This window comes from Xanthomonas campestris pv. badrii, from assembly GCF_012848175.1.
GTDB lineage: Bacteria > Pseudomonadota > Gammaproteobacteria > Xanthomonadales > Xanthomonadaceae > Xanthomonas > Xanthomonas campestris_C.
This window is the reverse complement of sequence record NZ_CP051651.1, coordinates 1,907,596-1,920,928: the sequence shown is the minus strand read 5'-3', so window position 1 is coordinate 1,920,928 and position 13,333 is coordinate 1,907,596. Positions and strand designations below refer to the sequence as shown.

At 67.6% G+C, this 13,333-nt stretch carries 13 protein-coding genes; all 13 read left to right on the top strand.

What is annotated here, in order from left to right:
* Positions 1 to 5 precede the first annotated feature (5 nt).
* The 13 genes from fliG to HG421_RS08025 all read left to right on the top strand — a co-directional run bounded on the left by fliG (position 6) and on the right by HG421_RS08025 (position 13,151).
* Positions 6 to 995 carry a flagellar motor switch protein FliG gene (gene fliG / locus HG421_RS08085; RefSeq protein WP_017158030.1) on the top strand — a complete coding sequence of 330 codons (990 nt, stop codon included), beginning with the start codon at positions 6 to 8 and terminating at the stop codon, positions 993 to 995.
* Complete coding sequence (locus HG421_RS08080) at positions 992 to 1,612, top strand: FliH/SctL family protein (RefSeq protein WP_169705963.1); 621 nt, start codon at positions 992 to 994, stop codon at positions 1,610 to 1,612. The genes fliG and HG421_RS08080 overlap by 4 nt, the downstream gene beginning before the upstream one ends.
* The gene (locus HG421_RS08075) at positions 1,609 to 2,985 is read left to right on the top strand and encodes a FliI/YscN family ATPase (protein ID WP_104541078.1); all 1,377 of its coding nucleotides are present in this window, start codon (positions 1,609 to 1,611) and stop codon (positions 2,983 to 2,985) included. The genes HG421_RS08080 and HG421_RS08075 overlap by 4 nt, the downstream gene beginning before the upstream one ends.
* Positions 2,986 to 2,988: 3 nt before the next feature.
* Positions 2,989 to 3,444 carry a flagellar export protein FliJ gene (gene fliJ, locus HG421_RS08070; RefSeq protein WP_169705962.1) on the top strand — a complete coding sequence of 152 codons (456 nt, stop codon included), beginning with the start codon at positions 2,989 to 2,991 and terminating at the stop codon, positions 3,442 to 3,444.
* A complete protein-coding gene (locus HG421_RS08065; protein ID WP_169705961.1) occupies positions 3,441 to 4,718 on the top strand; it encodes a flagellar hook-length control protein FliK in 1,278 nt (425 codons plus the stop codon). The genes fliJ and HG421_RS08065 overlap by 4 nt, the downstream gene beginning before the upstream one ends.
* Before the next feature lie 167 nt (positions 4,719 to 4,885).
* On the top strand, positions 4,886 to 5,428 hold the full coding sequence (locus HG421_RS08060; RefSeq protein WP_211161793.1) for a flagellar basal body-associated FliL family protein: 543 nt from the start codon (positions 4,886 to 4,888) through the stop codon (positions 5,426 to 5,428).
* Positions 5,429 to 5,437: 9 nt separating this feature from the next.
* A complete protein-coding gene (fliM, locus tag HG421_RS08055; protein ID WP_169705960.1) occupies positions 5,438 to 6,451 on the top strand; it encodes a flagellar motor switch protein FliM in 1,014 nt (337 codons plus the stop codon).
* Positions 6,448 to 6,786 (top strand): flagellar motor switch protein FliN, encoded by a 339-nt coding sequence (gene fliN / locus HG421_RS08050; protein WP_029219789.1) that lies wholly within the window; start codon positions 6,448 to 6,450, stop codon positions 6,784 to 6,786. The genes fliM and fliN overlap by 4 nt, the downstream gene beginning before the upstream one ends.
* Positions 6,783 to 7,190: a flagellar biosynthetic protein FliO gene (gene fliO / locus HG421_RS08045; protein WP_169705959.1), complete on the top strand. Its 408-nt coding sequence runs from the start codon at positions 6,783 to 6,785 to the stop codon at positions 7,188 to 7,190. Before fliN ends, fliO begins: the two co-directional genes overlap by 4 nt.
* Position 7,191: 1 nt before the next feature.
* Positions 7,192 to 8,049 carry a flagellar type III secretion system pore protein FliP gene (fliP, locus tag HG421_RS08040; RefSeq protein WP_169705958.1) on the top strand — a complete coding sequence of 286 codons (858 nt, stop codon included), beginning with the start codon at positions 7,192 to 7,194 and terminating at the stop codon, positions 8,047 to 8,049.
* Between the two features lie 972 nt (positions 8,050 to 9,021).
* Positions 9,022 to 9,291 (top strand): flagellar biosynthetic protein FliQ, encoded by a 270-nt coding sequence (locus HG421_RS08035; RefSeq protein ID WP_005917968.1) that lies wholly within the window; start codon positions 9,022 to 9,024, stop codon positions 9,289 to 9,291.
* Positions 9,292 to 9,304: 13 nt separating this feature from the next.
* Positions 9,305 to 10,096: a flagellar biosynthetic protein FliR gene (gene fliR, locus HG421_RS08030; RefSeq protein ID WP_169705957.1), complete on the top strand. Its 792-nt coding sequence runs from the start codon at positions 9,305 to 9,307 to the stop codon at positions 10,094 to 10,096.
* A 91-nt stretch (positions 10,097 to 10,187) separates the two neighbouring features.
* Positions 10,188 to 13,151, top strand: a complete 2,964-nt coding sequence (locus tag HG421_RS08025) for a ligand-binding sensor domain-containing diguanylate cyclase (RefSeq protein WP_169705956.1) — start codon at positions 10,188 to 10,190, stop codon at positions 13,149 to 13,151.
* Positions 13,152 to 13,333: the final 182 nt, after the last annotated feature.

Sequence of the window (13,333 nt, the reverse complement as noted above, 5' to 3'; positions counted from 1 at the left end):
CACCGATGACCGGCGTACAGCGCGCCGCCGTGCTGTTGCTGTCGCTTGGGGAAAGCGATGCGGCCGAAGTGCTCAAGCACATGGACCCCAAGGAGGTGCAGAAGATCGGCATCGCCATGGCCACCATGACCGGCATCTCGCGCGATCAGGTCGAAAAGGTGATGGACGAGTTCAACGGCGAACTGGCCGGCAAGACCTCGCTGGGCGTGGGCGCCGACGACTACATCCGCAACGTGCTGATCCAGGCGCTGGGTGCCGACAAGGCCGGCGGCCTGATCGACCGCATCCTGCTGGGCCGCAACACCACCGGCCTGGACACCCTTAAGTGGATGGACCCGCGCGCGGTCGCCGACCTGGTGCGCAACGAACACCCGCAGATCATCGCGATCGTGATGGCGCATCTGGACAGCGACCAGGCCGCCGAGGCGCTGAAGCTGCTGCCCGAGCGTACCCGCGCCGACGTGCTGCTGCGCATCGCCACGCTGGACGGCATTCCGCCGAACGCGCTGAGCGAGCTCAACGACATCATGGAACGCCAGTTCGCCGGCAACCAGAACCTGAAGTCGTCCAACGTGGGCGGCATCAAGGTGGCGGCCAACATCCTCAACTTCCTGGACACCGGCTCCGACCAGGGCGTGCTGGGCGAGATCGGCAAGATCGATGCCGACCTGGCCGGCAAGATCCAGGACCTGATGTTCGTGTTCGACAATCTGGTGGACCTGGACGACCGCGGCCTGCAGACCCTGCTGCGCGAAGTCTCCGGCGAGCGCCTGGGCCTGGCCCTGCGCGGCGCCGACGTCAAGGTGCGCGAGAAGATCACCCGCAACATGTCCCAGCGCGCGGCCGAGATCCTGCTCGAGGACATGGAAGCGCGCGGCCCGGTGCGCCTGGCCGACGTGGAAGCGGCGCAGAAGGAAATCCTCACCATCGTCCGCCGCCTGGCTGACGAAGGCGCCATCAGCCTGGGCGGCGCCGGTGCGGAGGCGATGGTATGAACGACGTGGTCACCCGCTGGCTGGCCCCCGACCTGCACATGGCCCCGGCCCTGCCGGAGCCGGAGTACGACGAACCTGCCGTGCTGGAGCCGGTGCTGCGCCCGCCCACCCTGGAAGAGATCCAGGCCATCCAGGACGCCGCCCAGCAGGAGGGTTTTGCCCGCGGCCATGCCGAAGGCTTTGCCCAGGGCCAGTCGGAAGTGCGCCGCCTCACCGCGCAGATCGACGGCATCCTGGACAACTTCACCCGCCCGCTGGCGCGGCTGGAAAACGAAGTGGTCGGCGCGCTCGGCGAGCTGGCCGTGCGCATCGCCGGCCAGCTGGTCGGCCGTGCCTACCAGGCCGATCCGCAGCTGCTGGCCGACCTGGTCGGCGAGGCCGTGGATGCGGTCGGCGGCGCCGGCCGCGAGGTCGAAGTGCGCCTGCACCCGGACGACATCACCGCGCTGCTGCCGCACCTGGCGCCCAGCAGCACCACCCGCGTGGCCCCGGACATGAGCCTGAGCCGCGGCGACCTGCGCGTGCACGCCGAGAGCGTGCGCGTGGACGGCACCCTGGACGCGCGCCTGCGGGCTGCGCTGGAGACGGTCATGCGTAAATCCGGAGCAGGCCTGTGAGCGCCCTGTTGGGAGCCACCCCGGCCGACTGGCTGGATGCACGCAATCTGCGCCTGGCCACCCGCCTGGGCGGCCTGGGCCTGGACCCGGCCGCGGGCCGCACCCTGATCCGTGAAGGCATCCTGCGCCGCGCCGTCGGCCTGACCCTGGAAGCCACCGGCTGCGAAGCGCCGATGGGCGCCACCTGCAAGGTGGAAGTGGACGGCGGCTGGGTGGATGCGGAAGTGGTCGGCTTTGCCGGCGAACGCACCTACCTGATGCCCAGCGCCGAACTGCACGGCCTGCTGCCCAATGCCCGCGTGGTGCCCTCGCGGCGCCGCGGCGGCGTGGAAGTGGGCGAAGGCCTGCTCGGCCGGGTCATCGACAGCGACGGCACCCCGCTGGACGGCAAGGGCCCGATCCGCGCCGAAGGCAGCATCGGCATGGCCGGTGTGTCGATCAACCCGCTGGCGCGCGAACCCATCACCACCTCGCTGGACGTGGGCGTGCGCGCCATCAATGCCATGCTGCCGATCGGCCGCGGCCAGCGCGTAGGCCTGTTCGCCGGCTCCGGCGTCGGCAAATCGACGCTGCTGGGCATGATGACCCGCTTCACCTCGGCCGATGTCATCGTGGTGGGGCTGATCGGCGAACGTGGCCGCGAAGTGCGCGATTTCGTCGAAACCACCCTGGGCGAAGAAGGCCTGCGCCGCGCCGTGGTGGTGGCCGCGCCGGCCGACCGCCCGCCGCTGGCACGCCTGCATGGCGCCTACCGCGCCACCGCCATCGCCGAATGGTTCCGCGACCAGGGCTTGAACGTGCTGCTGCTGATGGACTCGCTGACCCGCTTTGCGCAGGCGCAGCGCGAGATCGGCCTGTCGGTCGGCGAGCCGCCGACCACCCGCGGCTACCCGCCGTCGGTGTTCGCCAAATTGCCGGCGCTGGTGGAACGCGCCGGCAACGGCGCCAAGGGCCGCGGCTCGATCACCGCCTTCTACACCGTGCTGACCGAAGGCGACGATCCGCAGGACCCGATCGCCGACGCCGCCCGCGCCATCCTGGACGGCCACATCCTGCTCTCGCGTCGGGTAGCCGACAGCGGCCTGTACCCGGCCATCGACCTGGAATCCTCGGTCAGCCGCGTGGTGCAGGACATCGCCGACGAACCCTGGCGCCTGCGCATCCGCAAGCTCAAGCGCCTGCTCTCCGCCTACACCGCCAACCGCGACCTGATCGCCATCGGCGCCTACCAGCGCGGCAGCGATCCGGCCACCGACGAAGCATTGGCGCGTTGGCCGGAGATCGTCGAATTCCTTGGCCAGGACGTGCACAAGGCCTCGCTGCTGAGCGACAGCCTGTCCGCGCTGCAGCAGCTGGTGGAACCCGAGAACTAATCCATGATCCAGTCCAAGCGAATCGACCCCCTGCTGCGCCGCGCGCAGGAACAGGAAGACAAGGTGGCCCGCGACCTGGCCGAGCGCCAGCGCGTGCTGGACACCCACCAGTCGCGCCTGGAAGAACTGCGCCGCTATGCCGAGGAATACGCCAACAGCCACATGGCCGGTACCAGCGCCGTGGCGCTGAGCAACCGCCGCGCGTTCCTGGACCGGCTCGACAGCGCCGTGCTGCAACAGGCCCAGACCGTGGAAAGCAACCGCGCCAAGGTCGAATCCGAACGCACCCGCCTGCTGCTGGCCAGCCGCGAGAAGCAGGTGCTGGAGCAGCTGGCGGCCAGTTACCGCGCCCAGGAAAACAAGGTGATCGAACGCCGCGACCAGCGCGAAATGGACGATCTGGGCGCACGCCGCTCGCGCCTGGCGCGGGCCGAAGATACTCACGGAGACGCCGTATGAACCCCCTGTCCGCCTTTGCCGCCGGCCTTGGCGCGCTTGCCAGCACCGGCAAGAAGTCCAGCTACAGCGACCCCTCGTCCGAGCAGGATCCGGCGCAGGACCAGTTTGCGCGCATGCTCACTCCGGCCAACACGCCCAACCAGGCCCCGCAGCAGGCGCCCGAGCGCGTGCCGGCCAAGCCGCCTGCCGCCAAATCCAGCCAATCCGACAAGAATCGCTCTGACGACGAACAGGGCGATGACGCGCCCGGCGATGCGACCAGGCGCCCGCGCGCCCAGGATGCCGATGCCAAGCCAGCCCAGCCCGCCAAGGAACCGGCAGCCAAGGACAGCAGTGCCGCCGCCGCGAGCGGGAAAAGCGCAACCGCCAGCAAGGACGGCAAGGACGCGCCCGCCGATGCAGCCACGCCCACCGAGGCCGGCTGGCCGCCCGCCGGCCTGGGCGGTTTTGGCCTGAGCCTGCTGGCCCAGGCGGTACCGGGCGGCGATGTGCTGGCCGCCGCTGCCGCTGCGCTGGCCGCCAGCATGGCCAATGCGGCCGGCGCCACGCCGACCGCCACCGCAGTGCCGACCGACGCCACCGCACCCACAGCCGGCAATGCCGCAACCGCCACCACGGCCCTGCCCGCCCTGGGTGGGCTGGCGCCGGCTGCCGCCGCAGGCGCCAAGCCAACCTCGACCACTGCGGTCAGCGGCGACGCGCAGACCGCCGCGCTGATGAGCATGGCCGCCAAGGCGTTGGACCCGGCCGACGACACCGCCGCCGTGGACGCACCGGATGCCCCGGCGTTCGTGTTGCCCACCGCCGCGCCCACGCTCACCCGCCTGCAGGACCCGGCGCCGATCTTCAGCGCCTCGCCCACGCCGACCCCGGAAATGGGCAGCGACACCTTCGACGATGCCATCGGCGCGCGCCTGAGCTGGCTGGCCGACCAGAAGATCGGCCACGCCCACATCAAGCTCACCCCCAACGAGATGGGCCCGGTCGAAGTACGGCTGCACCTGGAAGGCGACAAGGTCAACGCCAGCTTCACCGCCGCCCATGCCGACACCCGGCAGGCGCTGGAGCAGAGCCTGCCGCGGCTGCGCGAAATGCTCGGTCAGGGCGGCTTCCAGCTCGGCCAGGCCGATGTGAGCCAGCAACAGCAGAGCCAGTCCGGCAATCGCAATGGCGGCGCCAGCGAGGGCAACGGCCTTACCCTGGACGACAGCCCGGCCGTCGGAATCCCGTCGGTGGTGTTACGCCAGCGTGGATTGCTGGACGCCTACGCCTGAGCCAGAGCGCCGCGATTGCGCCCGGCGCACCCGCAGCGCCCGCCTGCCCAGGCCATCGCCACTGAGCCCCTCCCCCCGCAGCGCAAGGCGTGCGGGGGGATGTTGCGTTGCTGCACGCTCGCGCCAGGAAACCGACGCGGTTTTGGCACGCTGATTGCATCCATCCGGTGAGCATTCCCCTGGAGCAGACTGTGGCAGCCGCAAAGAAACCCGAGAAGACCGAAGAGAAGGACGAGAAGAAGAAGGGCGGCAAGAAGCCCATCCTGCTCATCGCCATCGGTGTGGTGGTGCTGGCGGCCGTCGGCGGCGGCGCCTGGTTCTTTCTTGGCCACAAGGGCGAGGACGAAGGCGGCAAGCACGCCACCCCCAAGGTGGCCGAAGTGCCCAAGCCGGCACAGTACTTCCCGATGGACCCGGCGATCGTGGTCAACCTGGCCGATCCCGGCGACGGCCCGCAGTATCTTCAGGTCGAAGTGCAGCTGGTCACCCGCGACCCGGAAGAGCTCAAGCTCATCACCGAGAACGCCCCCGCCATCCGTGCGCACCTGCTGATGCTGCTGTCGCAGGTCAAGGCCACCGACGTGGCCGATCTGGCCGGCAAGCAGAAGCTGCAGAAATCCGCACTGGCCGAAGCGCAGAAGGTCATGGCCAGCGAAACCGGCAAGAAATGCATCGAAGAATTGCTGTTCACCAGTTTCGTCACCCAGTAAGGCTGCCCCATGAGCGTGAGTGATCTGCTTTCCCAGGACGAAATCGATGCCCTGCTGCATGGCGTGGATTCGGGCGCGGTCAATACCGAGCCGGAGCCGTTGCCCGGCGAAGCCCGCCAGTACGACCTGTCCAGCCAGGACCGCATCATCCGTGGGCGCATGCCGACCCTGGAGATGGTCAACGAGCGTTTTGCGCGCTTGTGGCGCATCGGCCTGTTCAACCTGATCCGGCGCTCGGCCGACCTGTCGGTGCGCGGCATCGACCTGGTCAAGTTCAACGAATACATGCACTCGCTGTACGTGCCGACCAACCTCAACCTGATCCGCTTCAAGCCGCTGCGCGGCACCGGGCTGATCGTGTTCGAGCCCACCCTGGTGTTCACCGTGGTGGACAACTTCTTCGGTGGCGACGGCCGCTTCCACACCCGCATCGAAGGCCGCGAATTCACCGCCACCGAGATGCGCGTGATCCAGTTGATGCTCAAGCAGACCTTCGCCGACCTGAAGGAGGCCTGGGCGCCGGTGATGGACGTGGACTTCGAGTACATCAATTCGGAAATCAACCCGCACTTCGCCAATATCGTCACCCCGCGCGAGTACGTGGTGGTGTGCCGCTTCCATGTGGAGCTGGAAGGCGGCGGCGGCGAGATCCACATCACCCTGCCGTACTCGATGCTGGAGCCGATCCGCGAACTGCTCGATGCCGGCATCCAGAGCGACCGCAACGACCGCGACGATTCGTGGAACGTGATGCTGCGCGAACAGCTGGACACGGCCGAAGTGACCCTGTCCAGCGTGCTGGCCAGCAAGCGCATGAGCCTGCGCCAGCTCACCGGCCTGAAGATCGGCGACATCCTGCCGATCGAGCTGCCCGCCCAGGTGCCGCTGTGCGTCGAAGACATCCCCTTGTTTACCGGCGAATTCGGCGTTTCCAATGGCAACAACGCCGTCAAGATCACCGCCGTACGCCCGCCCGGCGTGCAAGCCCCACGCGCCGTTCCCTCCCAGGACTCCAGCACATGATCAACTCCGACATCCTCGACGCCTCGCCTGCCACCTTCGACAGCCTGCAGGCCGAGCACGACCAGAATGCCTCCGACCTCAACCTGGACGTGATCCTGGACGTGCCGGTGACGCTGTCGCTGGAAGTGGGCCGCGCGCGCATCCCGATCCGCAACCTGCTGCAGCTCAACCAGGGCTCGGTGGTGGAACTGGAGCGCGGCGCCGGCGAACCGCTGGACGTGTACGTCAACGGCACCTTGATCGCGCATGGTGAAGTGGTGGTCATCAACGACCGTTTCGGTATCCGCCTGACCGACGTGGTCAGCCCCAGCGAGCGGATCCGGAGGCTGCGGTGATCGGCCTGCTGGCCGCTGCCGCACCGGTCGCGGCCAAGGCCACCCAGGTGGGCGCACAGGCCCCGGCCACGCCCAGCATGTTTGGCGCAGTCTTTGCATTGCTGCTGGTGCTCGCGCTGATCGTCGGCCTGGGCTGGTTGCTCAAGCGCATGCCCGGCAGCGGTTTCCGCAGCAGCGAGGGCCTGCGCCTGGTCACCAGCCTGGCGGTGGGCGCCAAGGAGCGCGTGGTGGTGGTGGAAGTCAACGGTCAGCAACTGCTGCTGGGCGTCACGCCGGGCGGCATCACCACCTTGCACACCTTGCCCGAACCGCTGCCGCCTACCCCGGCCCCCACCCTGCCCAACCTCAAGCAACTGCCCAATTTCGCCCAGCTGCTCGCCCAGAAGCTGCGCAAGGACCCGTGACATGTTCAGTCGTTGGAACCGCTGGGGGCGCAGCCTCCGCCTGGTGTTGATCCTGCTGGCGATGAGCTGCCCGCTGCTGGCCGCCGCCACGCCGGCCGCGCTGCCGTCGATGGCGCAGGCCGCAGCACCGGCCGCTGCGCCCGCGGCCACCCCGGCGGCAGTGCCGCCCGGCTCCAACCAGCTGCCCAACCTGCCGAACGTCAGCGTGGGCCGCATCGGCGACCAGCCGGTCAGCCTGCCGCTGCAGACCCTGCTGCTGATGACGGCGATCACCCTGCTGCCGTCGATGCTGCTGGTGCTGACCGCCTTCACCCGCATCACCATCGTGCTGGGCCTGTTGCGCCAGGCACTGGGTACCGGCCAGACCCCGTCCAACCAGGTGCTGCTGGGCCTGGCGATGTTCCTGACCGCACTGGTGATGATGCCGGTGTGGCAGAAGATGTGGGGCGCCGGCCTGCAGCCCTACCTCAATAACCAGATCGACTTCTCCACCGCCTGGACCCTGACCACCCAGCCGCTGCGCGCCTTCATGCTGGCGCAGATCCGCGAGACCGACCTGATGACCTTCGCCGGCATGGCCGGCGACGGCAAGTACGCCGGCCCGGACGCGGTGCCGTTCCCGGTGCTGGTGGCCTCGTTCGTGACCAGCGAGCTGAAGACCGCGTTCGAAATCGGCTTTCTGATCTTCATCCCGTTCGTGATCATCGACCTGGTGGTGGCCAGCGTGCTGATGTCGATGGGCATGATGATGCTGTCGCCGATGCTGATCTCCGCCCCGTTCAAGATCCTGCTGTTCATCCTGGTGGATGGGTGGGTGCTGGTGGTGGGGACGCTGGCGGCGAGCTTCAACGCGTCGTAGGTGTGGATGGCGCGCTGTGCGCGCGATCGATGTGGCTGGCACTGTCATTGGTATCCAGCTGAGCCACATTCCCATTTGAGTGGCGTTTGCGCCTGGTTGAGTCAGGCAGATGGCGGCAGCGGACCTAAGCGCGGTGGTCCTGGCTCTTATCGATCTCATAGCTGCATGGCTCAGCTGCCGCTTCTCGATTTTAGCTTTCCGACCTTTGCTGTTGCTGTTGCTGTTGCCTCCGCTTTCAGCTTTTTGCTTGTACGGGCCCCCATACCGCAGCGGCAAGCCGGGTAGATACAACCCGAAGGGCATCGCGCATGGATGCGCGATGTTTTTGTAAGGGACATGGATGTCCCTTACAAAAATTTCTACCCGGATTGCGGACCTGGAGCGCGCAGCGCGGAAGGCGCGAGGACGGGGTGTGTTTCTTTGGTTACTTTCTTTGCACAAGCAAAGAAAGTGACTCGCCCCCCGAAGGGGGACGAAAGCTTTGCACTTGCACTTGCACCTGTGTTGCCTTGTGGCATTGATCTCGCTTATCAATGCCACGCAGTGAAATCAAAGGCTTTCACGCCCTGTCGGGCGCGAGTCACTTTTCTTTGCTTGTGCAAAGAAAAGTAACCAAAAGAAAGCACACCCCGTCCTCGCGCCCTCCGCGCCTTCGGCGCTGCGGGTGCGCAAGTCCGGCAGAAATTTTTGTAAGGGACATCCATGTCCCTTACAAAAACGTCGCGCATCCATGCGCGCCGCCCTGCGGGTTGTATCTGCCGGCCTTGCCGCTGTGGTATGGGGCCCCTGAAAGCCAACAGCAATGCGCAATCCAAGCAGCAGCAGAATCCAGCACCTCAATCAACGGCACCACTACAGCAACAAACAACAACCGACGACACAATCGCAAAACCGCCAGCCAAGCCTCGAATCCCGAATCCCCAATCTCCCAATCCCCGCCCCTTTGGCACCCGACTTGCATCACCACCGCCCATGAGCCCTGAAATCGCCCTGACTGAATTGCGTGGTGGCCTGGTCACCGTCCTGTGGATTGCCGGACCGATGTTGCTGGCGGTGTTGGTGGTGGGTGTGGTGATCGGCGTGGTCCAGGCCGCCACCCAGTTGAACGAACCCACCATCGCCTTCGTCGCCAAGGCGGTCGCATTGACGGCCACCCTGTTTGCCACCGGCAGCATGCTGCTGGGGCATCTGGTGGAGTTCACCATCGCGCTGTTCCAGCGCATTCCGCACCTGATCGGCTAGCGGGCCGGACCGGATGGATGCTGCCACCCAGATGGTGATCGACGGCCAGCGCGCGTTCGCGATGGTCGGGGCGATCATGTGGACGATGCTGCGCACCGGTGCGTTGCTGACCGCGATGCCGCTGATCGGCACCCGGGCGGTGCCCGGGCGGGTGCGGGTGATGCTGGCGGGCACCTTGTCGATGGCGCTGGCGCCGATCCTGCCGCCGGTGCCGGAGTGGGATGGCTTCACCGCCACCGCGGTGCTCAGCATCGCGCGCGAACTGGCGGTCGGCGCCAGCATGGGCTTCATGCTCAAGCTGATCTTCGAAGCCGGCGCGCTGGCCGGCGAGCTGGTGTCGCAGTCCACCGGCCTGTCGTTTGCGCAGATGTCCGACCCGATGCGTGGCGTGACCTCGGGCGTGATCGCACAGTGGTTCTACATCGGTTTTGGCCTGTTGTTCTTCGCCGCCAATGGACACCTGGCAGTCATCGCCTTGCTGGTGGACAGCTACAAGGCCTTGCCGATCGGCACCGCCATCCCCGATGCCAGCGCGTTCGCCGAGGTGGCGCCCACGTTGTTCCTGCAGATCCTGCGCGGCGGGCTGACCCTGGCCCTGCCGATGATGGTGGCGATGCTGGCGGTGAACCTGGCCTTCGGTGCGCTGGCCAAGGCGGCGCCGGCCTTGAATCCGATGCAACTTGGCTTGCCGTTGACGGTGTTGCTGGGGTTGTTCCTGTTGTCCAGCTTCGCCAGCGAGTTCGCCCCGCCGGTGCAGCGCCTGTTCGATACTGCCTTCGATGCTGCAAGAGAGCTGACCGACTGACGGCCCGGCATCTCAAGTTTCAGGATGGCTGGCCGTCAACGCAGTAGCCGATCGAGCCCCGACCGTTGCCCACTTCTTTCCGCGGAAACCGATGCCCACCCTGTTTGCGTCGTTCGCTCCAAGCAGCTTGCGCGACAACGCCCTGTGGCGGTTGGCGGCGCTATGCCTGATCGGCCTGCTGTTGCCGCTATCTGCGCGCGCACAGACCTATAGCTTCCGCGACTATGCGCAAGCCGACGGCTTGCAGGGCATGACCGTCAACAGCCTGCTCGAAGACCGCCAGGGGGTGGTATGGGTCGGCACCGAGCTGGCGCTGCATCGCTTCGAACGCGAACGGTTCACCCCGGTCGGGGCGGAAAGCGGGCTCGACGCGCGCTATATCCGCGCCCTGGCGCTGGATGCCCAAGGGCGGCTTTGGGTCGCCAGTGCCAACGGCGTGTTCGTCCGCGACGGCACAGGCTTCCGCCAGGTTTTGCACGAGGGCAAGCCGATCCGTTCCGACAGCGGCAATGTGCTGGCCCCCTATCGCAACGGCATGGTGGTGGTCAGCGACAACCAGCTGCTGCGCGTGGCGCCGGCCGCTGCCGGCACCTGGGCAGTGCAGCCCTGGCCCTTGCGCTTGGACGACGGCACCACCCTGCCCGCCGGCAAGGCCGTGCTGGCCGATGCCGACACGCTATGGGTCAGCTGCGGCCAGCGCGTCTGCCACCTCCAGGCCGATGGGCGGATTGCGCTGCTCGGCAATGCCGAGGGCGTGCCGGAGCGCCAGTGGCGCGCCATCTTTCGCGATCACCGCGGCGCCCTGTGGCTACGCGGCGGCGGCATGGTGCTGTCGCGCAACCGCGATGAGCGGATGTTCCGCGACCACCCGCCACCGGCCGGCACCCGCTTCGACACGCTCTCCGGCGCTACCACGCTGTCCGAGGATGCAAACGGCCGCCTGCTGACGCGTTCCGATCGCGGCATGGTGCGCTGGGAAGGCGACCATTGGCGCTATTTCGGGCACGACCAGGGGCTGTCGATCAGCGCCATGGTGGGTCCGTTGATGATGCAGCGCACCGGGCAGTTGTGGATCGGTACGCGCGGCCTGGGCGTGCAGCGCTGGCTGGGCTACGGCACCATCGAACATTGGGATGAAAGCCTGGGCCTGGCCGAGGCGCCGACCTGGGCCATGCAGCGCCTGCCCAGCGGAGAGCTGCTGGTGGGCGGGGATGCCGGCTCCAACGTGCTGGATCCACGCAGCGGGCGCGTGCAACCGTGGACACTGGCCAACGGCGCGCCGTTGCTGCAATCGATCTCGATGGCGGTGTCGCCGGCCGATGGGGCGGTCTGGGTGGCGCGTTCTGCTGGCGCGCTGGCGCGCCGCGATCCCCACACCGGCAAGACCGTCGACATGCTGGAGCTTGGCGTGCCGGTCAACAAGTTGCTGTTCGATCCGGCGGGCGTGCTATGGGCGACCACGCCACGCGGCCTGTATTGGATTCCGCCGCAGCTGCCGCTGCAGGCCAGCCGCGAAACATCGATACCGGCGGCGTTCGTGGGCGACATCGACCTGGATCGCCAGGGACGGCTGTGGGCCAGTACGCGCGAGGGCCTGTATCGCCGCCAGCAGGACGGACGCTGGGCGCAGGTGCAGATACATGGCGCTCTGCCCAGCCATGATTTCTTCCTGCTCGATTTCGCCGCCGATGGCGAGTTGTGGCTGTCGTTGCGCGATACCGGGCTGTGGCACGGCCGCGAACAGGCCGATGGCACGGTTGCGCTGCGCGCGGTGGACGATGCGCTGGTCTCGCGGGTGATGCCGTTCATCCTGCGTCACGACAGCAAGGGCCGCCTGTGGCTGGGCAGCAGCCAGGGCCTGGACCTGCTGGACAAGGGCCACTGGTCGCGGGTCACCCGCACCGAGGGCCTGCTCTGGGACGACGTGTCGGCCAATGCCTTCTTCGAAGACACCGATGGCAGCATCTGGATCGGTAGCAGCCGCGGGCTCAGCCACCTGATCGATCCGGCGCGCATCTTCGCCGCGCCACCGCTGCGGGTGGAAGTGCTGCGGGCGCGCCGGGGCGACCAGATCCTGACTGCCGGTGCACGCGTGCCGTGGTCGCAGGCGCCACTGGACGTGGACATCAGCACGCCCGGCGCAGAAGGCGGCCCGGACCGCGTCAGCTTCCGCTACCGCGTGGAAGGCCACCAGGCGCGCTGGACCACGACCTCGCTCAGCCACCTGACCTACCCGCTGTTGCCGCCTGGCCGCTATGCGCTGGAAGTGCAGGCGGTGGATGCCAGCCAGCGCAGCGTCAGTCCGGTCACCCGGTTCGCTTTCGTGCTGGTGCCGCCGTGGTGGCGCGGCACCCCGGCGCTGGTTGCCTACGTGCTGCTGGGCATCGCGGCCGTGGTGCTGTTGCTGCGCTGGCGCACGCACAAGTTGCTGCGGCGCAAGCGCGAGCTGGAACACCTGGTTGCCGCACGCACCGCCGAACTGGAGCAGGACAAGCGCGAGCTGGAGACCGCACGCGCCGAACTGGCACTCAAGGCCACCCATGACGAACTCACCGGCCTGCTCAACCGTGCAGGCATCCTTGCTGCCCTGCGCGACACGCTGCAGCACGCCGACGCGACCGCCCGGCCGCTGGCGGTGGTGCTCATCGACCTGGATCATTTCAAACTGGTCAACGATCAGCATGGCCACCTGGCCGGCGATGCGGTGCTGGCCGGCGTGGGCCGCCGCATGGATACGCTGGTGCGCGGCGACGACCGCATCGGCCGCTATGGCGGCGAAGAATTGCTGGCCCTGCTGCCCGGCTTGACCCACGAGGCCGCCCATCGGCTGGACGCCCTGCATCGCGGCATCTGCGGCGACTATCCCATCGATGGTGGCTGGCTGCATGTCACCTGCTCGATCGGCGTGGCCTGGTTCCAGCCCGGCGAAACGCTCGAACAGCTCCTGGCACGCGCCGATGCAGCGCTGTACCGCGCCAAAGGCAGCGGCCGCAACCGCATCGATTACGACGATGGTCAATTGCCAGCGGTGGTGATCGCCGACAGCGGTGGGTAAGCGCCCTGGTCGCAGATCCGCTTGGCGTGCAGTGCCTGCGCCCGCTGCAACCGGCATCAACCCTGACCAGGGAGCGCGGTCGCAGCCGGTTTTCAGCGGAATCTGCGCAACGGTTGCGCTCGCCGATTGGCCGCGTCATTGATTGCCGCATGCAGTTAAAGTAAACCGCGTGAACAGCCGCT